18 protein-coding genes, 1 tRNA gene and 3 rRNA genes are annotated in these 25775 nt (G+C 52.1%); 4 read left to right on the top strand and 18 right to left on the bottom strand.

From position 1 onward, the window contains the following. Window positions 1-30: 30 nt before the first annotated feature. Complete coding sequence (gene hemN / locus ACP3TC_RS22015) at window positions 31-1404, bottom strand: oxygen-independent coproporphyrinogen III oxidase (protein WP_313854614.1); 1374 nt, start codon at window positions 1402-1404, stop codon at window positions 31-33. A gap of 248 nt (window positions 1405-1652) precedes the next feature. Further along, window positions 1653-2180: a Der GTPase-activating protein YihI gene (gene yihI, locus ACP3TC_RS22010; protein ID WP_313854616.1), complete on the bottom strand. Its 528-nt coding sequence runs from the start codon at window positions 2178-2180 to the stop codon at window positions 1653-1655. A gap of 553 nt (window positions 2181-2733) precedes the next feature. Here yihI and yihA point away from each other — a divergent pair. Continuing rightward, window positions 2734-3369, top strand: a complete 636-nt coding sequence (gene yihA, locus ACP3TC_RS22005) for a ribosome biogenesis GTP-binding protein YihA/YsxC (protein WP_313854618.1) — start codon at window positions 2734-2736, stop codon at window positions 3367-3369. 435 nt (window positions 3370-3804) lie between these two features. Here the strand turns inward: yihA and polA are convergent, their stop codons facing one another. From polA to ACP3TC_RS21985, 4 genes are all read right to left on the bottom strand, one after another. After that, on the bottom strand, window positions 3805-6588 hold the full coding sequence (gene polA, locus ACP3TC_RS22000; RefSeq protein ID WP_426817260.1) for a DNA polymerase I: 2784 nt from the start codon (window positions 6586-6588) through the stop codon (window positions 3805-3807). 439 nt (window positions 6589-7027) lie between these two features. Beyond that, window positions 7028-7657, bottom strand: a complete 630-nt coding sequence (gene dsbA / locus ACP3TC_RS21995) for a thiol:disulfide interchange protein DsbA (protein ID WP_313854622.1) — start codon at window positions 7655-7657, stop codon at window positions 7028-7030. Between the two features lie 26 nt (window positions 7658-7683). Continuing rightward, window positions 7684-8670, bottom strand: coding sequence for a serine/threonine protein kinase (locus ACP3TC_RS21990; protein ID WP_313854624.1), 987 nt, complete (start codon window positions 8668-8670; stop codon window positions 7684-7686). Window positions 8671-8751: 81 nt separating this feature from the next. Next, a complete protein-coding gene (locus tag ACP3TC_RS21985) occupies window positions 8752-9021 on the bottom strand; it encodes a YihD family protein (protein WP_313854626.1) in 270 nt (89 codons plus the stop codon). A gap of 76 nt (window positions 9022-9097) precedes the next feature. On the opposite strand from ACP3TC_RS21985, the gene mobA reads away from it, so the two are divergent. After that, window positions 9098-9694, top strand: a complete 597-nt coding sequence (gene mobA / locus ACP3TC_RS21980) for a molybdenum cofactor guanylyltransferase MobA (protein ID WP_426817259.1) — start codon at window positions 9098-9100, stop codon at window positions 9692-9694. Window positions 9695-9698: 4 nt separating this feature from the next. Then, window positions 9699-10211 carry a molybdopterin-guanine dinucleotide biosynthesis protein MobB gene (mobB, locus tag ACP3TC_RS21975; protein WP_313854631.1) on the top strand — a complete coding sequence of 171 codons (513 nt, stop codon included), beginning with the start codon at window positions 9699-9701 and terminating at the stop codon, window positions 10209-10211. Window positions 10212-10264: 53 nt separating this feature from the next. On the opposite strand, the gene rrf is transcribed toward mobB, so the two are convergent. From rrf to ACP3TC_RS21955, 4 genes are all read right to left on the bottom strand, one after another. Further along, window positions 10265-10380 (bottom strand): 5S ribosomal RNA (gene rrf, locus ACP3TC_RS21970). A 110-nt stretch (window positions 10381-10490) separates the two neighbouring features. Further along, window positions 10491-13399: ribosomal RNA gene (locus ACP3TC_RS21965) — 23S ribosomal RNA — on the bottom strand. Window positions 13400-13608: 209 nt separating this feature from the next. Beyond that, window positions 13609-13683: transfer RNA gene (locus ACP3TC_RS21960), tRNA-Glu, on the bottom strand. An 89-nt stretch (window positions 13684-13772) separates the two neighbouring features. Then, a 16S ribosomal RNA gene (locus ACP3TC_RS21955) occupies window positions 13773-15315 on the bottom strand. Together the 16S, 23S and 5S rRNA genes with 1 tRNA gene alongside form the textbook arrangement of a ribosomal RNA operon. Before the next feature lie 548 nt (window positions 15316-15863). Here ACP3TC_RS21955 and mdtD point away from each other — a divergent pair. Continuing rightward, the gene (gene mdtD, locus ACP3TC_RS21950) at window positions 15864-17267 is read left to right on the top strand and encodes a multidrug transporter subunit MdtD (RefSeq protein WP_313854633.1); all 1404 of its coding nucleotides are present in this window, start codon (window positions 15864-15866) and stop codon (window positions 17265-17267) included. Here mdtD and rbsR read toward each other — a convergent pair. The 8 genes from rbsR to budA all read right to left on the bottom strand — a co-directional run bounded on the left by rbsR (window position 17264) and on the right by budA (window position 25724). Further along, the gene (rbsR, locus tag ACP3TC_RS21945) at window positions 17264-18265 is read right to left on the bottom strand and encodes a ribose operon transcriptional repressor RbsR (RefSeq protein WP_313854636.1); all 1002 of its coding nucleotides are present in this window, start codon (window positions 18263-18265) and stop codon (window positions 17264-17266) included. The genes mdtD and rbsR overlap by 4 nt on opposite strands. 5 nt (window positions 18266-18270) lie before the next feature. Continuing rightward, complete coding sequence (gene rbsK / locus ACP3TC_RS21940) at window positions 18271-19200, bottom strand: ribokinase (protein WP_426817258.1); 930 nt, start codon at window positions 19198-19200, stop codon at window positions 18271-18273. A gap of 63 nt (window positions 19201-19263) precedes the next feature. Further along, a complete protein-coding gene (rbsB, locus tag ACP3TC_RS21935; RefSeq protein WP_313854639.1) occupies window positions 19264-20145 on the bottom strand; it encodes a ribose ABC transporter substrate-binding protein RbsB in 882 nt (293 codons plus the stop codon). A 29-nt stretch (window positions 20146-20174) separates the two neighbouring features. Further along, window positions 20175-21146 carry a ribose ABC transporter permease gene (gene rbsC / locus ACP3TC_RS21930; protein ID WP_313854640.1) on the bottom strand — a complete coding sequence of 324 codons (972 nt, stop codon included), beginning with the start codon at window positions 21144-21146 and terminating at the stop codon, window positions 20175-20177. Next, the gene (gene rbsA, locus ACP3TC_RS21925; protein WP_426817257.1) at window positions 21143-22654 is read right to left on the bottom strand and encodes a ribose ABC transporter ATP-binding protein RbsA; all 1512 of its coding nucleotides are present in this window, start codon (window positions 22652-22654) and stop codon (window positions 21143-21145) included. The genes rbsC and rbsA overlap by 4 nt, the downstream gene beginning before the upstream one ends. A gap of 7 nt (window positions 22655-22661) precedes the next feature. After that, window positions 22662-23081 (bottom strand): D-ribose pyranase, encoded by a 420-nt coding sequence (gene rbsD, locus ACP3TC_RS21920; protein WP_313854642.1) that lies wholly within the window; start codon window positions 23079-23081, stop codon window positions 22662-22664. 160 nt (window positions 23082-23241) lie between these two features. Further along, window positions 23242-24921 carry an acetolactate synthase AlsS gene (gene alsS, locus ACP3TC_RS21915; protein WP_426817256.1) on the bottom strand — a complete coding sequence of 560 codons (1680 nt, stop codon included), beginning with the start codon at window positions 24919-24921 and terminating at the stop codon, window positions 23242-23244. 20 nt (window positions 24922-24941) lie between these two features. Next, the gene (budA, locus tag ACP3TC_RS21910) at window positions 24942-25724 is read right to left on the bottom strand and encodes an acetolactate decarboxylase (RefSeq protein ID WP_426817255.1); all 783 of its coding nucleotides are present in this window, start codon (window positions 25722-25724) and stop codon (window positions 24942-24944) included. Window positions 25725-25775: the final 51 nt, after the last annotated feature.

Raw genomic sequence — 25775 nt, 5'->3', positions numbered from 1 at the left:
GCCGCGGGCGGCGTCTTGCCGCCCGATATTTCAGATTACCCGTGAAAATTGCTGCATACGCGCCTTCTGACGCAGATAGCTGTCAAAGCACATGCAGATATTCCTGATCAGTAATCGTCCTTTAGCGGTGACCTGAAGGCCCTTCTGATGGCGATCCACCAGCCCGTCGTTAATCAGCGGCTGCAATAATGCTAAATCCTGCGCAAAGTAGTGCTCAAAATCGATCTGCCAGGCCTGTTCAATCGGTTCAAAATCGAGAGCAAAATGACAAATCAGCGTTTTGATAACGTCACGACGCAGGCAGTCATCCGCAGTTAACGCCAGCCCGCGCCATAGCGCATGCCCCTGCTGACTGACGCTGTCAGTGTAATCCTTCATCACTTTCTGATTCTGAGCATAACTGTCGCCGATCATACTAATCGCCGAAACGCCCATTCCCAGTAGATCGCTGTCGCCCTGCGTGGTATAGCCCTGGAAATTGCGGTGCAGTTTGCCGTCCCGCTGAGCTATCGCCAGTTCATCGCCTGGCCGGGCAAAGTGGTCCATACCAATAAACTGATAGCCTGCGCGGGTCAGGGTATTGATGGTTTGCTGCAATATCTCAAGTTTTTGCCGCGCATCCGGCAGTTCCTGCTGTTTGATTTTACGCTGAGCGGCAAACAGCGTCGGCAGATGCGCATAGTTAAATACGCTAAGTCGGTCGGGATTCAGCTCCGCCACCCGCTCTAAGGTGAACGCAAAGCTTTCTGGCGTCTGCAGCGGCAGACCATAGATCAAATCAATATTGGTGGAGGTAAAACCCAGTTCACGCGCACGTTGCATCAGCGAAAAGATAAACGCTTCATCCTGTACGCGGTTTACCTTCTCCTGAACCTGCTTATTAAAATCCTGCACGCCCATACTCAGGCGGTTAAACCCGGCGGCGCGCAGATGGTCCAGCACGTCCAGCTCAATTTCGCGCGGATCAACTTCTATCGACTGCTCAGCATCAGCGCTAAAGTTAAAACTGGCGCGCAGCAGATCGTTCAGCCGGGTAATTTGCTGTTTATCAAGGAAGGTTGGCGTACCGCCGCCCCAGTGCATTTGCCCTACGATGCGGCCAGAGAATAGCGGCGCACGCGCCCGAATCTCCTGCTCCAGCACATCGAGGTAGTGATCGGCTTTGTGCTGCTGGCGCGTGACGATTTTATTGCAGCCGCAGAAGTAGCACAGGCGATGACAGAAAGGGATGTGGATATAGAGCGACAGCGGGCGTTCGGGATAACGTTGCGCCGCCAGCTGAAAGGAGGCCTCGGTATAGTTCTGATTAAACTCAAGCGCGGTCGGATAGGAGGTATAGCGTGGCCCGGAATAGTTATATTTCTCAATCAGGGCCAGATCCCATTCAATCGTTGGCGTGGACATGATCACTCCTTCCAGTTACGTCGGTTGGTTGACCGTCGCGAGGGAGGACGCTGTCTCAGCTGCCGTTTGACGGTATCGCGGCGCAACCGGGATTTCAGTCGCGTCAGACGCCGTAGTTTAACGAATAACCAGATCAGATAACATGTAAGAAGAAAGGCGAAAATTGATCCAGGCCAAAGCATCGGCTTAAACCTCTTAACCCGGCACTCCGCAAAGGGAATGCCGGAGCAGACATCAGCAAAAAGCGATCAATTGCCGCCTTTCAGCAGGCGATACATATCTTCTTCTGCTTCATCACCGTCTTCATCGTCACCAAGCTCAATGCCCAGTTGCTCCATCAGCACGTCGATGCGATCAAGCGTTTGATCAAGCCATGCCTGCTCTTCAGCAGACAACACTTCACCATTTTCCAGGCGATCCAGCAGCGCATCGAGACGCTCATTGTTTTCCAACGCCGACAGCTCTTCTTGCGGGCTAAGCTTCGGCTGTTTCTCAGCCGCAACTTTCTTCACTTTCGCCGGTTTGGGTTGGCTCTGCTGGCCTTCAACACCCAGCGGAATCGGTTTTTTGCTGCCGATACGCGGGTCTTTAGCCTGATTGTCATTGCCTTTGTTCTGATTTGGCGCGACGGGATTGGCGCGGCTGCCGGAAGCATTGCCACGATGTTTTTTCTCGTTTTTGCGGTCGCGCGCTTTTTGGTTCAGATCTTCGCGTGACTTACGTTTGTCTTTTGGCGCTTTGGTTTTACTCTGCGGCGCACGTGCAGGTTGCTTCATAATAGTGTCTGCTCTCTGGAATTATCTATTCAGTATAGAATTGCGGCGAAATCTAGCAGAAAGCGGACAAAGAAAAAAGGCGGCAGGTCACCCTGTCGCCTTTTTTCGCACCTTCCGTAGAAGGACAGTCTTCCTTTACATCCATTTATGCAATCAACATCCCGGTTTTTCCTTGTGCCGTCCACTCATCCCGAGTGCTTCCCTTTCCATTAGGGTTCTGGTCCACTGAACCTGATTCCTTCATTCCCTCACTCTTTGTCATCCTGACATTCCCTGAGCGCTTCATCCTGAAGTAAGTCATCCAGACTCTGTGCACTACTTTAGACTAAATCGTCAAACTGACAAGGTAAGGGAAAAAATAGTTATACTTTTGTTCAGGGGTGCATATTTAACAGATTGATTTAAATGACAATAAAATTTTCTGTTTTTTGCAAAAATCGTTAATCGCTGCCAGTAATTATGGCAGATATCTTACAAAATCAGCTGTCGGGCGCTTTGGACGTTTTACAGGTATAATCACGCCATCGCCACATTGTCCTTCGGAGTTTCTATTTTGTCTGGCTGGAATTATCACGTAACGCATTTTGTCACCAGCGCCCCCGACATTCGTCACCTTCCTGCCGATACCGGCATTGAAGTTGCGTTTGCTGGCCGTTCTAACGCCGGTAAGTCCAGCGCGCTGAATACTCTCACCAATCAGAAAAGCCTTGCCCGTACCAGTAAGACGCCCGGGCGTACGCAGCTGATTAACCTGTTTGAAGTTGAAGAAGGCATTCGCCTCGTCGACTTACCGGGCTATGGCTATGCCCAGGTTCCGGAAGAGATGAAGAAGAAATGGCAGCGCTCGCTGGCAGAGTATCTGCGCATGCGCCAGTGTCTGAAAGGACTGGTGGTACTGATGGATATTCGCCACCCGCTGAAAGATCTCGATCAGTCGATGGTGCAGTGGGCAGTTGAAAGCTCGATTCCGGTGCTTATCCTGCTGACTAAAGCCGATAAACTGGCCTCCGGTGCGCGTAAAGCCCAGCTGAATATGGTGCGCGAAGCCTCGATGGCATTTATGGGCGATGTCCAGGTTGAGATGTTCTCATCGCTGAAAAAGATTGGCGTCGATAAGCTACGTCAGAAACTGGATTACTGGTACAGCGAGATTCCACCCGCGACTGAAGACGATATCGCGGAAGAATAAACCACCGGCCGTAAGGGCGGCGTTCTCGCCGCACCTGCAGGATGGGCGAAAAATCCGGCAAAATCCTGACTCGCGCCCAATAAAAAACGCCCCAGTCATAAATGACTGGGGCGGCTAAATATTCAGCCAAATCCGATTACGTGAAGTAAAAGGTCTGAAAGATAGAACATCTTACCTCTGTACCCTACGTCTTGAACTCTACATGATTTTTTCTGACCAAAAAAGCGTTTTTTGTAGTTAATTTTCATAAATCTACATTGATTTGCCAACACTCGTCACAAAAAAAGGCCAACTCTGTAGCTTAATTACAAAGAAAATGCTTAGCCGATAGAAACTTAGCTGAATATCTCACTGACATCCTTGTCAGTTCAGGTGCTGAAGCGATTAACCCAAGATTTTCATTAATCGCTACACTATCGGACCACTGAGTAAGGGTTAGTGAGCCTGATCCCAGTTATCGCCAACCCCAACATCAACACGCAATGGCACGTCCAGCGCCATGCTGTTTTCCATCAGCTCACGGATCTTTTTGCTGGCGCTCTCAACGGCATCTTCCTGCACCTCAAACACCAGTTCATCGTGTACCTGCATAATCATCTTCACGTCTGGAGAGTTTTGCGCCAGCAACCACTCGTCTACCGCAATCATTGCACGCTTAATGATATCCGCAGCCGTACCCTGCATCGGGGCGTTGATAGCCGCACGTTCGGCAGCTTTACGGCGTATTGCGTTGCTGGACTGGATATCCGGCAGATAGAGACGACGGCCATCCAGCGTCGAAATATAGCCTTGTTCTGAAGCCTGCTGACGGGTACTTTCCATATATTGCAGCACGCCAGGATAACGCTCAAAGTAGAGATCCATATACTTCCTCGCTTCGCCGGCACCGATATTCAGCTGTCGCGACAGACCAAATGCGCTCATGCCATAGATCAGACCAAAGTTTATCGCTTTGGCGCTGCGGCGCTGCTCGCTGGTCACTTTGTCCAGCGGCGTACTGAATACTTCTGCTGCGGTGGCTCGGTGAATATCCTGACCTTCAGCAAACGCTTTCAGTAGCCCTTTATCCTGCGACAGGTGCGCCATAATGCGCAGCTCGATTTGAGAATAGTCAGCGGCGACGATGCGATGGCCCGCAGGCGCGACAAATGCCTGACGGATTCGACGCCCCTCCTCATTACGCACCGGAATATTTTGCAGGTTTGGATCGCTGGAAGACAGACGCCCGGTTGCGGTCACCGCCTGATGATAGGAGGTATGAACGCGCCCGCTGTGCGGATTGATCATCAGCGGTAACTTATCGGTGTAAGTTGATTTCAGCTTCGACAGACCACGATGCTCAAGAATAATCTTCGGCAATGGGTAGTCGAGTGCCAGTTCTGCCAGCACTTCTTCACTGGTCGACGGCGCACCGCCCGGTGTCTTCTTGGTCGGTTTGATACCCTGCTTTTCAAACAAGATGGTTTGTAGCTGTTTGGTCGACGAGAGGTTAAACGGTTCGCCTGCCAGCTCATGCGCTTTCAGCTCCAGTTCGGCCAGGCGGGAAGTCAGCTCTTTCGAGTGGGCTGCCAGAATGCTCTGATCGATAAGTACGCCGTTACGCTCCACGCGGGAAATCACCGTAACCAGCGGCATTTCGATAGTTTCGAAGACGTTTTTCGGCCCGGCCTGTTGTTCCAGCTCAGGCCACATCTTCTGATGCAGTTGCAGAGTCACATCCGCATCTTCAGCGGCATAATGAGCCGCCTGCTCCAGCGCAATCTGGTTAAAGGTCAGCTGATTTTTACCTTTACCGGCAATTTCGGTAAAGGTCACCGTTTTATGATTCAGCCAGCGCGATGCCAGCGTATCCATATCATGCTTGCCAGCCACGCTGTTCAGCATGTAAGACTCGAGCATCGTGTCGAACTTGATGCCCTGTAGCTCGATACCATAGTTCTTCAGCACGCCGCGATCGAACTTAAGGTTTTGCCCTACTTTCAGCGCTTTTTCGTCTTCCAGCAGCGGCTTCAGGCGCGCCAGAACCGCATCACGGTCAAGCTGTGGCGGCGCATCAAGATAATCATGAGCAACCGGCAGATAAGCCGCATCGCCCGCTGATACCGCAAATGAGAGGCCGATAATATTGGCACTGAGGGTATCCAGCGCGTCGGTTTCCAGATCAAAGGCAAAAACGTCACTGGCCTGCAATTTCTTCAGCCACTGTTCGAAGGTTTCTTCATCCAGAATAGTGACGTAGCCATCGGCTGACAGCACACTGGCGACGTCCGGCTGTTCCGTTTTTTCAACCACTGCTTTCTGTGCCGCAGGATGACTTTTTTTACCCTGCAACCAGACGCCTTCTTCCAGATCGCTAATCCAGCGCTTAAATTCGTAATGCCTGAACAGGCCAAGCAACTCTTCCACTTGTGGTTCATTGACGTTCAACTGGTCGTAAGTCACTTCCAGCTCAACGTCGGTTTTAATCGTTGCCAGCTGATAAGAGAGGAAGGCCACCTCTTTATTTTGCTCCAGCTTGGCCGACATGGTTTTGGCACCGCGGAATGACAGGTCAGCCACTTTATCCAGATTGTCATAGATGGTCTTTATGCCACCCAGCCCCTGCAGCAACGCCTGCGCGGTTTTCTCACCGACACCCGGCACGCCGGGAATGTTGTCCGACGAATCGCCCATCAGCGCAAGGAAATCGATAATCAGCTCGGGCGGAATACCATACTTGTCATTGACCTCTTCCGGCCCAAGGATGGCGTTATTCATGGTATTGATTAACGTTACGTTAGGCGTCACCAGCTGGGCCATATCTTTGTCGCCGGTGCTGATCAACACCGGGCGGCCGACTTTCTCCGCCTGCAATGCCAGCGTGCCAATCACGTCATCAGCCTCTACGCCACTGACTGCCAACAGCGGTAAACCCATGGCTTTCACCATTTGATGCAGCGGTTCGATCTGCGCACGCAGATCGTCCGGCATCGGTGGACGATGAGATTTGTAGTGTTCAAATAACTCGTCGCGGAAGGTTTTACCTTTGGCATCGAAAACCACCGCAACATGGCTCGGCTTATATTGCAGCAGCAGGCTGCGCAGCATATTGAGCACGCCATACATCGCACCGGTCGGTTCACCGACGCTATTGGTCAGCGGGGGAAATGCGTGATAAGCGCGATAGAGATAAGAGGAACCATCTACCAGAATCAGCGGATTTTCTGCAATTTGTGCCATAGGTTGTCACATTCTTCGTTAGTCATTTGAATGGGCTTAAGGATGCCACAGCTCGGGCATAAAGTTGAAATAACTCAGCCGATAAAGCAGTAAAGATTTCTGAATTGAGGAGTCGCTTCCAGCAAACAAGCTGTGGATAAGTTTGTGTGTAAGTTTGCTAACTTATTGTTATTTACAATAAACGACAATAAAATACAGTATAAAAGACATATATTTCAGTCAGTTAACAGTTAATCATCGATAATCTTTTTAAATATCGAAAAAATATTTAGTGTGGATACAAATATTTCCGCTTCGTCATTAATCCTTACTCGGTGGCCAGATTGTGGGAGTAATCAAAGCTAATTATTCTTTGCGGAAAAAGGGGAGATTTAAACAAGGATCGGTGGCGGGAAAATAAAAAAACGCCGGAGAAACCGGCGTTTAAGATTAGCGTAAGTTACTTTTTGCTGACGAGGAATTTAACGACGTTAGCGTATTGCTGTACGAAGTTTTCCATTGAGCTGGTATCCAGACCGCCGTTGTTAACCATATATTTGCCGTTAACAAATATCGCCGGAACACCGCGCAAATCTAAATCAGCTGCGGCTTTTTCCTGCTGTGCTACCAGCGATTTGACCACAAAGCTGTTCCAGGCAGCATCATACTCATCTGGAGTGATGCCCGCTGCTTTAACAAAAACGTCTTTCAGATTGGCCGGAGTATTGATGGTCTGAGTTTTCTGAATACCTTCAAAAATCGGTGCGGTGACTTTATCTTCAACGCCCAGCGCCATTGCCACTGCCCATGCCTGAGTGACCGCTTTACCCATCTCGCCGCCTAAAAACTCGACGTGATATTTGGTGACTTTAACGTTTTCTGGCAGGTTTTTCTTAACCGCTTCGCTAACGTGATAAACACGTTCAAACTGATAGCAGTGTGGGCAGTAGAATGAGAAAAACTCAAGAACCTGAGGCTCACCGGCAGCCGGCTTATCAAGCGTGACATACTGCTGACCATCAGTAAACTGCGCAGCGGATGCGCTGAATGCCATAACCAGGCCGACGAGCGCGAACCAAATCTTTTTCATGTTAACTATTTCTCCTGAATACAACCTCAAAACGCAGGCATTAACTGCAGCGGTGGCTCCTGCAACAGCTTGTCCTGCTCATCAAAAATCGATATCTGTCTGTGCCAGAAATCTTCATCCGTCATCCACGGAAAACTTCTCGGAAAAGCAGGATCCTGCCAACGGCGAACAATCCATGCCAGATAATAAACCATCCGCATAGCGCGTAAAGGTTCAATCAGTGACAATTCGTGTGAATCAAAGTCGCTGAACTCACTATAGGCTTCCAACAGAATATCCCACTGGATGCGCTGTTCCTGACGATCGCCGTTTACCAGCATCCATAAATCCTGTACCGCCGGGCCATTGCGCGCGTCATCGAGATCGACAAACAGTGGGCCGTCACGCCACAGAATATTACCCGGATGGCAATCACCATGCAGACGCAAACTGGTCCAGTCATTGTGCCAGCGCCCTTGTAAGGTATTGCTCATCCGATCGAGGCTTTGCAACAATCTGATCTTAAGCTTTGCCGGGATCAGGTTAGTCTCTTCCAGCACCTGCCGTGGCTCTACGATATATTCCTGCAGGCCAATGGTCGGACGCTCGGTAAACAGCTTTTTTTTGCCGGTCTGATGAATACGGCCAAGAAACCGCCCCACCCACTCCATATGATCGTAATTATCAGTTTCGTACTGGCGACCACCGAGACTCGGGAATACCGCAAAATAAAAGCCATCATGCTGATGTAACATCTTATTCTGCAACACCAGCGGCGCAGCTATCGGTACTTCATCAGACAGCAGTTCGACAGCAAACTGATGCTCTTCATCTATTTGCGCCGCCGTCCAGCGCTGAGGGCGATAGAACTTCACCACATAACGCTTTTTGTCTTCGTCTGAGAACTGATACACCCGGTTCTCGTAACTGTTTAAAGCCGTCAGGCCGGACTCTACACGCAAGCCGGTATCCCAAAGCGCATCAACTATTGAATCGGGATTTAACGTCTGGAAGTTAAAGGCTGCCTGGTTCATAGTGCAGATTCGCTATTTCGCTGTGAGTAAGCGGCAAAGAATATCATTAAAAGACAGGCACTTTGGCCAAAGGTTCAGATTTTAATCTTTAATCACACCACGAGCGCGCAGTAATGCGGTCTTAAAATCCACTTCATAATCTTTTTTAATGCCGGGAATCACTGCACTTTTATCTGTATCGCGCATTTTCAGGTGATAAATCAGAATATCGTCAGTGAGCTGCTCAATTGGCCCAGTGAAACCTGACTCCTCGGCCAGTTTCTGCAAGAATTGCAGTAGATTCAGATCGGGTTCCTGTTGCCATGCAGGCTGTAATAGTGAAATCAGTTCATTAACACGATGACATTTCATAGCAGTTTGTCCTTAACGGTTTGTATTCCGCTACGTTAACAGGGTTATTCCCACAATAAAAGAGAGGTCAAAACCGATGCAGCAGCAAATGACCATACCGCGCGCTGAGGTCACCGGAGTCGTTCTTGCCGGAGGACGCGGCAGCCGTATGGGGGGCGAAGATAAAGGGCTGATGGTACTCAACGATCTTCCACTTTATCAGCACGTTCTGCAGCGCTTGCAGCCACAGGTTTCGGATCTTTGCATTAGCGCTAATCGCAACCTCGCACGCTATCAGCATAGCGGCTATCCGGTAATCAGCGATACCTTTAGCAATTTTGCAGGTCCACTGGCGGGTATGCTGGCTGCGCTCCGTGCAATTGATAGCCCGTGGGCGGCTTTCGTCTCATGCGACACGCCTTTTATCCCGTCCAATCTGGTTGCTCATTTATGGCAAAACCGTGGGACAGATGACGCCGTTTGGGTACGTAGCGGAGAACGAGATCATCCCACCCTTGCTTTGATTCATCGGCGCGTTGCCGATCGACTTGAAAAGTTTTTAAATCGTGGCGATCGCAAACTGATGCTATTTATGCAGGAGATAGACTCACATTCCGTCACTTTTACAGAGGATCGGCCATTTTTTATCAATATAAATACACCAGAAGATCTGCGCAACTGGCATGAGGTTTAGTCATATGCTTCCACTTATCGCCTTTGCCGCCTGGAGCGGTACCGGTAAAACTACGCTGCTTAAGCAGCTTATTCCGTTGCTGAAGCAGCGAAATATACGGCCCGGGCTGATCAAGCATACTCATCACCGTATGGATATCGACACGCCCGGCAAAGACAGTTATCAACTGCGCAAAGCCGGCGCGGATCAGGTATTGGTAGCCAGTCAGCAGCGCTGGGCACTAATGACCGAGACGCCGGATAATGCTGCCAGCCCCGATCTTTATTTTCTCGCCAGCCGGATGGACGCATCTTCACTGGATGTCATTCTGGTTGAAGGCTTTAAAGACGAATCCGTGCCGAAAATAATTGTCTGGCGCGAGGCAACTGGTGGAAAACTTAGCGAGTTACTCGATAAAGATGTAATTGCGGTGGCCAGTGACAGGCCCTTAGCGGTGGAAATGCCTTGCCTGGATTTAAATCAGCCGGAGCAAATCGCAGATTTTGTAATCGACTGGCTGAAGAATGGAAAAATATAATAGCCTTAACGCAAAAAACCCCCAGCTTACGCTGGGGGTTATCGCAATTTGATGCCTGGCAGTTCCCTACTCTCGCATGGGGAGACCCCACACTACCATCGGCGCTACGGCGTTTCACTTCTGAGTTCGGCATGGGGTCAGGTGGGACCACCGCGCTAAAGCCGCCAGGCAAATTCTGTTATCCGCGCCGCCCTGCAGGCCACGCGAATCAATCCGTATGAACAAGCTGAATATTGATGGTTCTCTCACACACAACCACCAAAACACTTCTGGCGTTGTAAGGTTAAGCCTCACGGGTCATTAGTACCGGTTAGCTCAACGCATCGCTGCGCTTACACACCCGGCCTATCAACGTCGTAGTCTTCAACGTCCCTTCAGGACCCTCAAGGAGTCAGGGAGAATTCATCTCGAGGCAAGTTTCGCGCTTAGATGCTTTCAGCGCTTATCTTTTCCGCATTTAGCTACCGGGCAATGCCATTGGCATGACAACCCGAACACCAGTGATGCGTCCACTCCGGTCCTCTCGTACTAGGAGCAGCCCCTCTCAATTCTCCAGCGCCCACGGCAGATAGGGACCGAACTGTCTCACGACGTTCTAAACCCAGCTCGCGTACCACTTTAAACGGCGAACAGCCGTACCCTTGGGACCTACTTCAGCCCCAGGATGTGATGAGCCGACATCGAGGTGCCAAACACCGCCGTCGATATGAACTCTTGGGCGGTATCAGCCTGTTATCCCCGGAGTACCTTTTATCCGTTGAGCGATGGCCCTTCCATTCAGAACCACCGGATCACTATGACCTGCTTTCGCACCTGCTCGAGCCGTCACTCTCGCAGTCAAGCCAGCTTATGCCATTGCACTAACCTCACGATGTCCGACCGTGATTAGCTGACCTTCGTGCTCCTCCGTTACTCTTTAGGAGGAGACCGCCCCAGTCAAACTACCCACCAGACACTGTCCCCACGCCGGATTACGGCGCCAGGTTAGAACATCAAACATTAAAGGGTGGTATTTCAAGGTTGGCTCCACGCAGACTAGCGTCCACGCTTCAAAGCCTCCCACCTATCCTACACATCAAGGCTCAATGTTCAGTGTCAAGCTGTAGTAAAGGTTCACGGGGTCTTTCCGTCTTGCCGCGGGTACACTGCATCTTCACAGCGAGTTCAATTTCACTGAGTCTCGGGTGGAGACAGCCTGGCCATCATTACGCCATTCGTGCAGGTCGGAACTTACCCGACAAGGAATTTCGCTACCTTAGGACCGTTATAGTTACGGCCGCCGTTTACCGGGGCTTCGATCAAGAGCTTCTCCTTGCGGATAACCCCATCAATTAACCTTCCGGCACCGGGCAGGCGTCACACCGTATACGTCCACTTTCGTGTTTGCACAGTGCTGTGTTTTTAATAAACAGTTGCAGCCAGCTGGTATCTTCGACTGGCTTCAGCTCCGGGAGCAAGTCCCTTCACCTACGCGCCAGCGTGCCTTCTCCCGAAGTTACGGCACCATTTTGCCTAGTTCCTTCACCCGAGTTCTCTCAAGCGCCTTGGTATTCTCTACCTGACCACCTGTGTCGGTTTGGGGTACGATTTCGTGTTACCTGGAGCTTAGAGGCTTTTCCTGGAAGCATGGCATCAGTTACTTCACCACCGTGGTGGCTCGTCATCACGCCTCAGCCTTAGAGCATTCCGGATTTGCCTGGAATGCAAGCCTACACGCTTAAACCGGGACAACCGTCGCCCGGATAACCTAGCCTTCTCCGTCCCCCCTTCGCAGTAACACCAAGTACAGGAATATTAACCTGTTTCCCATCGACTACGCTTTTCAGCCTCGCCTTAGGGGTCGACTCACCCTGCCCCGATTAACGTTGGACAGGAACCCTTGGTCTTCCGGCGAGCGGGCTTTTCACCCGCTTTATCGTTACTTATGTCAGCATTCGCACTTCTGATACCTCCAGCAGACCTCACAGTCCACCTTCGACGGCTTACAGAACGCTCCCCTACCCAACAACACATAGTGTCGCTGCCGCAGCTTCGGTGCATGGTTTAGCCCCGTTACATCTTCCGCGCAGGCCGACTCGACCAGTGAGCTATTACGCTTTCTTTAAATGATGGCTGCTTCTAAGCCAACATCCTGGCTGTCTGTGCCTTCCCACATCGTTTCCCACTTAACCATGACTTTGGGACCTTAGCTGGCGGTCTGGGTTGTTTCCCTCTTCACGACGGACGTTAGCACCCGCCGTGTGTCTCCCGTGATAACATTCTCCGGTATTCGCAGTTTGCATCGGGTTGGTAAGCCGGGATGGCCCCCTAGCCGAAACAGTGCTCTACCCCCGGAGATGAGTTCACGAGGCGCTACCTAAATAGCTTTCGGGGAGAACCAGCTATCTCCCGGTTTGATTGGCCTTTCACCCCCAGCCACAAGTCATCCGCTAATTTTTCAACATTAGTCGGTTCGGTCCTCCAGTTAGTGTTACCCAACCTTCAACCTGCCCATGGCTAGATCACCGGGTTTCGGGTCTATACCCTGCAACTTAACGCCCAGTTAAGACTCGGTTTCCCTGCGGCTCCCCTATACGGTTAACCTTGCTACAGAATATAAGTCGCTGACCCATTATACAAAAGGTACGCAGTCACCCTGATAAATCAAGGCTCCCACTGCTTGTACGTACACGGTTTCAGGTTCTGTTTCACTCCCCTCGCCGGGGTTCTTTTCGCCTTTCCCTCACGGTACTGGTTCACTATCGGTCAGTCAGGAGTATTTAGCCTTGGAGGATGGTCCCCCCATATTCAGACAGGATGTCACGTGTCCCGCCCTACTCATCGAACTCACAGCAAGTGCAGCTTCGTGTACGGGGCTATCACCCTGTATCGCGCCACTTTCCAGAGGCTTCCACTGCTGCACAAACTGATTCAGGTTCTGGGCTGTTCCCCGTTCGCTCGCCGCTACTGGGGGAATCTCGGTTGATTTCTTTTCCTCTGGGTACTTAGATGTTTCAGTTCCCCAGGTTCGCCTCATTAAGCTATGTATTCACTTAATGATAATGCAACGAATTGCATTGGGTTTCCCCATTCGGGTATCGACGGTTGTAGCGCCTCATATCGGCTTACCGTCGCTTATCGCAGATTAGCACGCCCTTCATCGCCTCTGACTGCCAGGGCATCCACCGTGTACGCTTAGTCGCTTAACCTCACAACCCACAAGTGTTTCCACTGCGGTTGTAAGCATTTGAGAGACTCGAACACATCGCGATTCATTTCTTATTACGGAGAAATGAGACGACGCGTCGTTTCAATTTTCAGCTTGTTCCGGATTGTTAAAGAGCAATATCTTAAAACCTGACTCGAAAGTCAGCTTTAAGATATTTTCAGCGACACCTTTCACCTGTCACCAAGCAAGTGGCGTCCCCTAGGGGATTCGAACCCCTGTTGCCGCCGTGAAAGGGCGGAGTCCTAACCGCTAGACGAAGGGGACACGGGGTGTCGCGACTTCGCAGGCGCCTTGCTCATTACGTTTTCTATCAGACAATCTGTGTGGGCACTGCGCGGGTATCTTCACATAGGTAAGGAGGTGATCCAACCGCAGGTTCCCCTACGGTTACCTTGTTACGACTTCACCCCAGTCATGAATCACAAAGTGGTAAGCGCCCTCCCGAAGGTTAAGCTACCTACTTCTTTTGCAACCCACTCCCATGGTGTGACGGGCGGTGTGTACAAGGCCCGGGAACGTATTCACCGTAGCATTCTGATCTACGATTACTAGCGATTCCGACTTCACGGAGTCGAGTTGCAGACTCCGATCCGGACTACGACGCACTTTATGAGGTCCGCTTGCTCTCGCGAGGTCGCTTCTCTTTGTATGCGCCATTGTAGCACGTGTGTAGCCCTGGCCGTAAGGGCCATGATGACTTGACGTCATCCCCACCTTCCTCCGGTTTATCACCGGCAGTCTCCTTTGAGTTCCCGACATTACTCGCTGGCAACAAAGGATAAGGGTTGCGCTCGTTGCGGGACTTAACCCAACATTTCACAACACGAGCTGACGACAGCCATGCAGCACCTGTCTCACGGTTCCCGAAGGCACTAAGGCATCTCTGCCAAATTCCGTGGATGTCAAGGCCAGGTAAGGTTCTTCGCGTTGCATCGAATTAAACCACATGCTCCACCGCTTGTGCGGGCCCCCGTCAATTCATTTGAGTTTTAACCTTGCGGCCGTACTCCCCAGGCGGTCGACTTAACGCGTTAGCTCCGGAAGCCACGCCTCAAGGGCACAACCTCCAAGTCGACATCGTTTACGGCGTGGACTACCAGGGTATCTAATCCTGTTTGCTCCCCACGCTTTCGCACCTGAGCGTCAGTCTTCGTCCAGGGGGCCGCCTTCGCCACCGGTATTCCTCCAGATCTCTACGCATTTCACCGCTACACCTGGAATTCTACCCCCCTCTACGAGACTCAAGCTTGCCAGTTTCAAATGCAGTTCCCAGGTTGAGCCCGGGGATTTCACATCTGACTTAACAAACCGCCTGCGTGCGCTTTACGCCCAGTAATTCCGATTAACGCTTGCACCCTCCGTATTACCGCGGCTGCTGGCACGGAGTTAGCCGGTGCTTCTTCTGCGGGTAACGTCAATGACGAAGGTTATTAACCCTCATCCCTTCCTCCCCGCTGAAAGTACTTTACAACCCGAAGGCCTTCTTCATACACGCGGCATGGCTGCATCAGGCTTGCGCCCATTGTGCAATATTCCCCACTGCTGCCTCCCGTAGGAGTCTGGACCGTGTCTCAGTTCCAGTGTGGCTGGTCATCCTCTCAGACCAGCTAGGGATCGTCGCCTAGGTGAGCCGTTACCCCACCTACTAGCTAATCCCATCTGGGTTCATCCGATGGTGTGAGGCCCGAAGGTCCCCCACTTTGGTCTTGCGACGTTATGCGGTATTAGCTACCGTTTCCAGTAGTTATCCCCCTCCATCGGGCAGATCCCCAGACATTACTCACCCGTCCGCCACTCGTCACCCAGGGAGCAAGCTCCCCTGTGCTACCGTTCGACTTGCATGTGTTAGGCCTGCCGCCAGCGTTCAATCTGAGCCATGATCAAACTCTTCAATTAAAAAGCTTGATGCTCAAAGAATTAAAACTGTTATTCGTAATGAATATAGTAGTCACTCTTGAGACTTGATATTTCAAATTTTTTCCATCCGAGGATGGTTTGCGATATCAACCCTGCGAGTGCCCACACAGATTGTCTGATAAATTGTTAAAGAGCAGTGCAATCAGCGATTTGGCTTGCTGTTGCGAGGTGGCGTATATTACGCTTTCCTCCTTCAGAGTCAACCTCTTTTTCAGAAGTTTTTCTCCGGCGGTTCATCTTACCGAACCTTCTGACCCGGTGGCCTGTAAGCCGTTGTTCCGTGTCAGTGGAGGCGCATTATAGGGAGTTTCTGACGGGTGACAAGTGTTTATTGAAAAAAACATTCTGACTGATTTAATTTCCATCAAACGCTGTAAAAACGCGCTATTCCAAACTAATAATCAACCAATATACTGTTTGATGCAGAGAATTACGGACAATAATGCCGAAAAGTAAGATGCTATTCTTAATAATATGACTGATATCCCAGCCCCTGATGCTTTATATAGAAAGAATAAGGATGATCAATGATCAAATCCGCGCGCAGTATGGCCGGCCTTCCCTGGATTGCCGCAATGGCATTCTTTATGCAGGCACTGGATGCCACTATCCTGAACACTGCCCTACCGGATATCGCGCGGAGCCTTAATCGTTCTCCGCTGGCAATGCAGTCTGCCGTTATCAGCTATACGCTGACGGTAGCCATGTTAATCCCGGTCAGCGGCTGGCTTGCCGACCGTTACGGTACGCGCAAAGTATTTATCGTCGCGGTCTCTCTGTTTACTTTAGGGTCGCTGTCCTGCGCGCTGTCAGGCTCGTTGAGTATGTTGGTGGTTTCCCGCGTGGTGCAGGGCATCGGCGGGGCGATGATGATGCCAGTCGCCCGACTCGCACTGTTACGGGCTTATCCGCGTAGTGAACTGCTGCCAGTGCTCAACTTTGTTACGATGCCGGGTCTGGTCGGGCCAATTCTTGGGCCGTTACTTGGCGGCTTGCTGGTGACTTACGCCACCTGGCACTGGATTTTCCTGATTAATATTCCGATTGGTATCGCCGGCATTATCTGTGCTCGCAAATATATGCCGGACTTCACCACCCCCCGCCGTCGTTTCGACCTGCTCGGTTTCTTCCTGTTCGGTTTAGGTCTGGTGCTGATCACCAGCGGAATCGAGCTACTGGGTGAGAGGATTGTCGCCGGATGGATTGCGGCATTGGTGCTGGTGAGTGGTATTTTACTGCTTCTCTTCTATATACAGCATGCGCGTCGCCATCCGATGCCGCTGATTGGTCTGCCGATGTTTAAAACCCGCACTTTCTCGGTCGGTATCATCGGCAACATCGCCTCGCGGCTGGGGACCGGCTGTATCCCGTTTCTGATGCCACTGATGCTGCAAGTCGGTTTTGGCTATTCGGCTATTCTGGCGGGTTGCATGATGGCCCCCACCGCGATCGGCTCAATAATAGCGAAATCTACCGTTACCCAAGTCTTGCGCTGGTTTGGCTATCGCAAGACGTTGGTTACCATCACCGTTATCATTGGCCTGCTGATTACCACTTTCTCGCTGCAGACTCCGGGAATGGGGATACTGATGTTAGTCATACCACTGTTTGTCTTAGGTATGGCGATGTCGACACAGTTCACCGCAATGAACACCATCACCCTGGCAGATCTGACCGATGAGAATGCCAGTAGCGGCAACAGCATGCTGGCGGTAACTCAGCAGCTGGCGATCGGCTTTGGCGTTGCAGTCAGCGCTGCGGTATTGCGGATGTATGAAAGTTTTGGCGATTCCACCGTGCAAAACTTCCATTATACCTTCGTGACTATGGGTGTGGTGACCGTACTGTCGGCGCTGGTCTTTATGTTGCTGAAGCCCGGCGATGGCCGCCATCTGATTGCCGATCGTGAAAAACGCAGCAAAAAAGCTTAACGCTCAGCAACCGAGGCACGCTCAACCAGTTCCGGCGTCAGCACCAGCATTTGCTGACTGGCGTCGGGATCGGCAAGCCGGTGAATCAGCGTATCAATAGCCAGTTCACCCAATTCATCTTTAGGCTGATGAATTGTCGTTAGCGGCGGCGTCAGATAGCGCGCCAGTTCAATATCATCGTAACCGATGACTGCCACATCTTGCGGCACTGATAATCCAGCCTGATACAACGCATGATAAACCCCGACGGCCATCGCATCGTTGCTGGTAAATACCGCCTGTGGCACTTCATTCAGCGTCAGTAACTGATTCATGGCGTTATAGCCGCCCTGAAACTCAAAATCACTGTCGACGATATAACCCGGCAGAATCGGTAGCCCTGCGGCCGCCATTGCCCGCTTATAGCCTTCAAGACGCAATCGCGCCGGGGTTTTGTCCAGTGGACCCACAATGCAGGCAATACGGGTATAGCCGCGTGAGATCAGATAGTCGGTGGCCATTTCGCCGCCCAACAGCGAGTTATCCTGAATAATATCGCTGCTGCCTTCAAACGGTGCCCAGTCCATCATCACAGAGGGTATGGTCGGATAGCGATTCAGGATCTCAGCGGAAGGGAGATGACTTTCTGTACACATAATCAGCAGGCCATCGACGCGCTTTTGCAGCAATGTTTCCAGGCTACGGTTCATCCGCTCTTCGTCGCCCGCGGTATTACACAGCACCAGGCTATAGCCGCGCTCGTAGCAACTATTTTCTACCCCTCGCACCACTTCGGCATAAAAAGGGTTACTACTGGCGGTCAGTAACATGCCGATGGTACGGGTTTGATTGAGCTTCAGGCTGCGCGCCAGCGCCGAAGGCGCATAGTTCAGTTGCCTGATAGCGGCATCAATTTTTTCGCGAACCGCGTCACTAACAAAACGATTGTTATTAATGACGTGAGATACCGTGGAGGTAGAAACGCCCGCTAAGCGAGCGACATCTTTCATCGTGGCCAACGAGCTTACCCCTGCTGCTGCAAGAAGCTGTCGATCTCTTCACGCCATGGAACGGAAGGCTGTGCGCCATGACGCGTAACCGCAATCGCTGCCGCTGCATGGGCAAAACGCACGGCTTTTGCCATCGGCTGCTGTTCCAGTAGCGCGGTAATCAACGCGCCATTAAAGGTATCGCCTGCGGCAATGGTATCCACGGCTTTTACCCGGAAGCCTTCAATACGCTGACCCTGCCGGTTATCACTTAACCAGACTCCGCGACTTCCCAGCGTAATCAGCACGTTACTGATACCTTTATCATGCAGTACCGCAGCGGCACGCGCGGCATCATCGTCAGTGCTGATATGAATACCAGTAAGAATCTCGGCTTCAGTTTCATTCGGCGTGATCATATCGACCAGCGACAACAGCTCATCCGAAAGCTGAGTAGCCGGCGCAGGATTCAGAATAACCTGCGTCTGATGCTGTCGCGCAATACGGGCTGCCGCCAGCACGCTTTCCAGCGGCGACTCCAGCTGCATCAGCAAAGCCGATGCATCGGCAATGGTTTGCTGATGGCGCGTGACATATTCAGGAGTTAACGCGGCATTGGCGCCAGCATGAATGGCAATCGAGTTTTCACCTTCACCATTAACGAAAATCAGCGCCACCCCGGTAGCCGTCCCTGCTACCGCTTCAACCGGCGTGATATCAATGCGGTCATCTTCAAGCTGCTTTCGCACACGCTCACCAATATCATCTTCGCCAACGCAGGCAATAAAAACGATATCCGCGCCGCTGCGACCGGCAGCAACCGCCTGATTCGCGCCTTTACCGCCAAAAGCGACCTGATACTGCGTACCGACAACCGTTTCACCCGGACGAGGAAACTGCGCCAGATTAAGGATGTGATCCGCATTGATGCTGCCAAGAACAGCCAGTTTACCGGTTTTCGTCATAACTCAATCGTCCCAAAAGTGCGCCACCTTTAAAGGTGGCGCAGTGCCCTGCTTTTCTTTGATTTATTTGGTAACCAGCTTCAGGTCTACCGGATTGATCGCCTGTACTTTCTCGCCTTTCAGCACTTTATCGGCAGTTTGCACGCCAATAACGCCAATCTGCTCCGGCATCTGAGCAACGGTTGCGGCCAGTTTACCGCCTTCAACGGCTTTTACACCGTCATCGGTGCCGTCGAAGCCCACTACCACCACATCAGATTTACCGGCAGTTTGCAATGCACGTAATGCACCCAGTGCCATTTCATCATTCTGTGCGAAGACTGCCTGCACATCCGGATGGGCTGTCAGCAGGTTCTGCATCACGTTCAGACCTTTGGTTCTGTCGAAGTCAGCAGGCTGGCTGGCAAGGATGGCAAATTTGTGCGCATCGGCGGCCTGTTTAAAGCCCTCGCCGCGCTCACGCGCCGCAGAAGTGCCGGCAATACCTTGCAGTTCAATAATTTTGGCGCTTTCACCCACTTTCTTCGCGATAAAGTCACCGGCCATTTTGCCACCGAAGCGGTTATCAGAAGCGACGTGACTGACAACCTTGCCCTGCGACGCTACGCGGTCAAGCGTGATCACCGGGATATTAGCCTGATTTGCCATTTTGACGGCGTTACCCACGGCATCAGAATCGGTTGGGTTGATCAGCAGCAGTTTGGTGCCACGCACGGTGAGATCCTGCACGTTAGCCAGCTCTTTTGCCGGGTTATTCTGTGAATCCAGCACCACCAGGTTATAGCCCAGTTTATCGGCTTCTTTCTGCGCACCATCTTTTAATGAAACAAAGAACGGATTATTTAAGGTGGAAACCACCAGCGCAATGGTGTCTTTTGCCAGCGCGTTGGCACTGAGGGTGGCGCTGAGCAGTACGGCAAGTGCAGTCAGTTTTTTCATTTTCATTATGTTATTTCCTGTCCAGGTAGAGAGGGTTATTTGCTGCTTTTGTTATCCACCAGCACCGCCAGCAAAATTACCGCTGCTTTAACGATCATCTGGTAGTAGGAAGAAACACCTAATAGATTCAGCCCGTTGTTCAGGAAGCCAAGGATCAGTGCGCCAATCAGCGTACCGATAATTCTTCCTTTGCCGCCTGCCAGACTGGTACCGCCCAGCACCACTGCCGCAATCGCATCCAGCTCGTAACCAGTACCGGCGGTGGGTTGTGCGGAAGAGAGGCGCGCGACTTCAATGCTGCCCGCCAGTGCCGCCAGCATGCCGCACAGCGAATAAACGATGATTTTCACCCGTTTAACATTAATGCCGGAGAGCTGAGTCGCGGCTTCATTCCCGCCTAAGGCATAGATGTAGCGACCTAAACGGGTGTGATGCAGCATGTACCACGCCAGCAAAAATACGCCAGCCATCAGCCAGATTGGTGTTGGGATGCCCAGCGGGCGGCCAATACCAAACCAGCCAAACAGATCGGCGTTATCATTAAAACCAGTATTTACCGGGCTGCCGTTGGTATAAACCATAGTGACGCCGCGCAGCAGTAGCATCATCACCAGCGTGGCAATAAACGCCTGCACTTTGCCTATAGCAACAATGGTGCCGGTAATTGCGCCAATAAAAGCCCCCAGCGCCAGCGAAGCCGCCACGGCCACCAGCGCATTCACTTCCAGCCCGACCAGCGAAGCGGCAACCGCACCAGTCAGCGCCAGCAGCGAGCCGACCGACAGATCGATACCGGAAGTCAGGATCACCAGCGTCATACCAACCGCCATAATGGCGTTGACGGAAGTCTGTTGCAGAATGTTAAACAGATTATTTACGGTAAAAAAGTTCGGGCTGAGGCTGGAAACGATAGCAATCAGCACCAGCAGAGCAATCAGCGACTTCTGCTCAAGCAGCCACGCTTTGCTGAAAAAGCGGCGACGTGCCGATAACGTTTGAGTACTCATAGATGTGCTAACTCCTCGCTGTGTTGCTTGCCCACAGCGGCCGCCATAAGGGCTTCCTGCGTGGCTTGTTCAATCGGGAAATTGCCGCTGAGGCGGCCTTCATGCATCACCAGAATCCGGTCGCTCATGCCAAGAACTTCCGGCATTTCGGACGACACCAGAATGATGCTCAGCCCTTCGTCTTTAAACTGGTTGATAAGCTGATAAATCTCTTTCTTCGCCCCGACATCAACGCCACGCGTTGGCTCGTCGAGAATTAACACATCCGGGCGGGTCATCAGGCCACGGGCAATCGCCACTTTCTGCTGGTTACCGCCGGAAAGCAGGCCAATCGGCTGTTCCATCGACGGCGTTTTCACCTTAAACAGGCGAATAAAATCACCCACCGCCAGTTCCTCTTCCGCGTGCTTAAGACGTCCACCGGCATGGCTGAAATAGCGCAGCGCCGTCAGCGACATGTTCTCTTTCACTGACATGCCCAACACCAGCCCATCGCGTTTACGATCTTCCGATATATAGACAATGCCATTGGCCAGGCCCTGTTGCGGCGAGCGCGTTTGCACGTCGCGACCATCCAGCATCACCTTACCGCCGGTACGCGGCAGCGCGCCGTAAAGCACTTTCATCAGTTCAGTCCGGCCCGCGCCCATCAGGCCGGCGATTCCCAGAATTTCGCCCTTACGCAGGGAAAAGCTGACGTCATCAACTCCCGGCCCGCTAAGATTTTCCACCTTGAGACGCACTTCGCCGGGTGCCTTATCAAGACGTGGATATTGATCTTCCAGCTTGCGGCCTACCATCATCTCGATCATCGACTCTTCACTCAGGCTTTCAACCGTGCGTTCAGCAATAAACTGGCCGTCGCGAAATACCGTTACGTCATCGCAAATCTCAAAGATCTCTTTCATGCGATGCGAGATATAGACAATGCCGCAGCCCTGCGCTTTCAGTTCGTTAATCACGCGGAACAGCGAGACGGTTTCGGTATCAGTCAGCGCATCGGTCGGTTCGTCCATCACGATAACTTTCGACTCAAAACTGAGAACTTTGGCGATCTCCACCATCTGCTGATCGCCAATCGATAAATCACCGACCAGCTTATGGCTGTCAAAGCGCAGATTCAGGCGTTGCAGTAGCGCATCGGCAGCGGCGTACATTTTCTTCCACTGAATGCCGCCAAAGCGGTTAACGAATTCGCGACCGAGGAAAATATTCTCCGCGATGCTAAGCTGAGGTATCAGGTTAAGTTCCTGATGTATAATGCCAATCCCGGCTTCCTGCGATGCCTTCGGCCCGCTGAAACTGGTCTCTTTCCCCAGCCATTGCAGCGAACCGGCATCACGGGCATAAATTCCGGTCAGCACTTTCATCATGGTGGATTTCCCGGCGCCGTTTTCACCGACCAGCGCCATCACGCGGCCAGCGTAGACCGACAGCGCAGCACCGGAGAGTGCCTTCACGCCGGGGAAAGATTTATCAATTCCTTTCAGTTGCAATAACGGTTGCATGCCAGCCTCAGAAGGTCACGCCAGCGCACAGGATGACATTCGCATAGGGAGAACACTCCCCAGTGCGAATGACCGCCTGACTACGCTGAGTCTGTTGTTTGAACTGTTCATGACTGGTGTAACTAACGGTGATGATATTTCCCTGAAGTTGTTGCAAGGATTCGAGCAGTGCGATCAGTTCGCTATGAAGCTGCGGATTATGCTGCTTAATCTCTTCCGCGATGATGGCGCTTTCTACCTGCATCTCTTTCGTTACGGCTTCCGTGACCTGGATAAAACCGGGAATACCGTGCGTCAGCGCCAGATCGATGCGTTGCGGGCCAGCCGGAACAGGCAGACCGGCATCACAGATTACCAGGCTATCGGTATGCCCCATCCGGGACACCACGTAAGAAATATCAGAATTCAGTAAGCTGCCTTTTTTCATTTTTCACTCCAGAGCGAAACGTTTCGCTGATCGGGAGTTTAAAAAAAGCACAGCGGAAAACAACGGGGAGATAATAGAAGTGTGATCGCCATCGAAACGTTTCGCTGGCGGCGGGAAAAATTTGCCTTAGGCAGTAAACCTAAGGCATCAACAGTGGTGATTACAGAATTTGACTCAGGTGCAACTGCCCCATTAACAGGTGATTGTCGGCATAGTCGACCGGTATTGCGACTACCGCCGGGCCGGCGACATCCATTGCTTTACGCAACGTCGGCTCCAGCGCATCAGCACTTTCTACCGCAAAGCCTGCGGCACCAAACGCTTCGGCATAGGCTTTGAAATCAATGGCACCAAACTTCACTCCAGAAACCCGCTGATATTTCTGCTCTTCCTGCATCGCCACCATATTGTAGGCATCATCGACCCAGATAATATGCAGAATATTGGCTTTCAGTCGTACTGCGGTTTCCAGCTCCATGCTGGACTGCATAAAGCCGCCATCGCCCGAAACCGACACCACTTTGCGGCTCGGATCGACCAGCCAGGCGCCAATCGCCCACGGCAACGCCACGCCCATCGTTTGCTGCCCGTTAGAGATCATGATCTGCCGCGCGCGGAAGCTATACAGATAACGCGCTATCCAGATATGAAAACTGCCCATATCGACGGTCAGCGTGACATCACTGTTAATAATATCCTGCATCGCCCGCACGATACGCAGTGGATGCAGGGCAAACTGATTGAGTTGATGACCACGCAGCGCGAGAAGCTGACGCTGAGTTTGTCGATCCTGCAGGATTTCCGCCGATGCACTGCTCAGTTGCAACGGTGCGCTGATAAGCCGCGCCAGCTTATCAAGCGTCGCGGCAATATCACCCACCAGCTCAGCATCGGGCAAATAGCAGTTGTCCGTTTCTGCTGGCATCACATCAATATGCACCAGCGTGGCAGTGCCGCTGTTCCACATCGCCGGCTCGTACTCTACCGGGCTGTAGCCGACGGTAATAATCAGATCCGCCTGGCGCAGTAAACGATCACCCGCCTGGTTATTAAATAAACCGACCCGACCGGCAAAGCGTGAAAAGTGTGACTGGCTTACCGCGCCAGCCGCCTGATAGGTGCTGGTCACCGGAATATGGCTGCGCTCAAGCAAGCGATGCAGCGCCGCGGCGTTATCAGGCTGGCTGGCCATTAATCCCAACAGAATGACCGGATTTTTGGCTTCTGCGATCTTACGGGCTACCGCTTCAATGGCGTGGTCCGGCGCCGGGCCAGCCAACACGTTGCCGCGATGATTAAGCACATTGCCGCGCACCGGCTGATTAACAATATCCTGCGGCAGACTGATAAAGGCACCGCCAGGACGCCCCAGTTCGGCACGGCGAAAGGCATTAGAGATCACTTCGCCCAGCGCATCCGGCGAGGTGACCTCAACCGCATATTTGGTCACCGGCTGGAACATGCCGACGGTATCCATACTTTGGTGCACCTGCTTGGCGCTGTCCGCCCGTTTTACCGCGCCGCCGATGGCCACCAGCGGGTCGCCCTCCGACGTGGCGGTCGCCATTCCGGTAATCAGATTGGAACAGCCCGGGCCAGAAGTAACCAGCGCCACACCGGCTTTACCGGTCAGACGCCCCACCGCTGCGGCCATAAAGGCGGCATTGGCTTCGTGGCGTACCGGAATGGTTTCAATGCTGGAATCCACCAGCGAATCAAATACTTTATCGATTTTCGCACCCGGAATGCCGAATACCTGCTTTACCCCTTGTGCCTCAAGCTGCGCCACCACCAGATCCGCGCCGTGGGCCCACTGCCGGATATCATTCGCCGTTTTCATATGCTCTCCGTTTCTGGTCATTAGCTCTCAACGCTGCGGATAGCATCGTCAAGGTCGTCGGGATTAAGGTTGGCTTGCAGGAAATCAGCATCCTCAGGCAGGTCAATCACCAGCTTGCTGATCTCGCCAAAGGTCAGAACGCCCTGCTGCAGCTGATAATCAAGCACGTGGCCGCCGCCCTGGCGATCGTCAGTAATAAAGTGCTCGTGGTAACCCGCGACATTGATACCCTGCATATATTGCGGCGTGCGAAAACCGATCAGCACCCCGCTGCGCTGATTAAAATGAAAGGTAGGTTGCTGCTCAACTGCCTGCATCATCGGCTTGTAGGGGCGATGCTGGCAGGGCACGGTACGGGTATCCACTTGCGAAAAGTGGCCTTCAAGACGCAGCGCACAGAATTGGTTATCAGACTTAACCTGCTGATTAATGACCTGATGCACCGCTTCGCGATCGGCGGGCTGCGAAAACTGATGGCGATACTGCGGACGGAAGAAGGTCATCACCGCAAACGGTGTTTTTTGATGGTGACCGGCCTCACTGGCCGACCCGTCAGCCCGTAGCTGATAGACTTCACGATCGAAGGCAATCAGTTCACCATCGAGACGATTAAAAGTACCGAGGCCAAAATCACCCTTTTTCAGTAAATCGCCAATCGTTGTACTGCCTTCATACACGCCACTGAGCAGAGCGCTCATCAATGAAGTCTGATAGATAACACTTTCTGGCCTTTGTTGTTGTAGCGCTGTGACGGTTGAACTCAGCTCATCAGCACAGAAACAATCAGTTAGATGATGCTCCATTGTTTCTCTCCCGCATTAAATATTAGCAAACGTTAACTGAATCTTGACTCG

It is taken from the genome of Winslowiella sp. 2C04 (genome assembly GCF_050037805.1).
Lineage (GTDB): Bacteria > Pseudomonadota > Gammaproteobacteria > Enterobacterales > Enterobacteriaceae > Erwinia > Erwinia toletana_A.
This window is presented reverse-complemented; position numbering and strand designations above follow the sequence as displayed.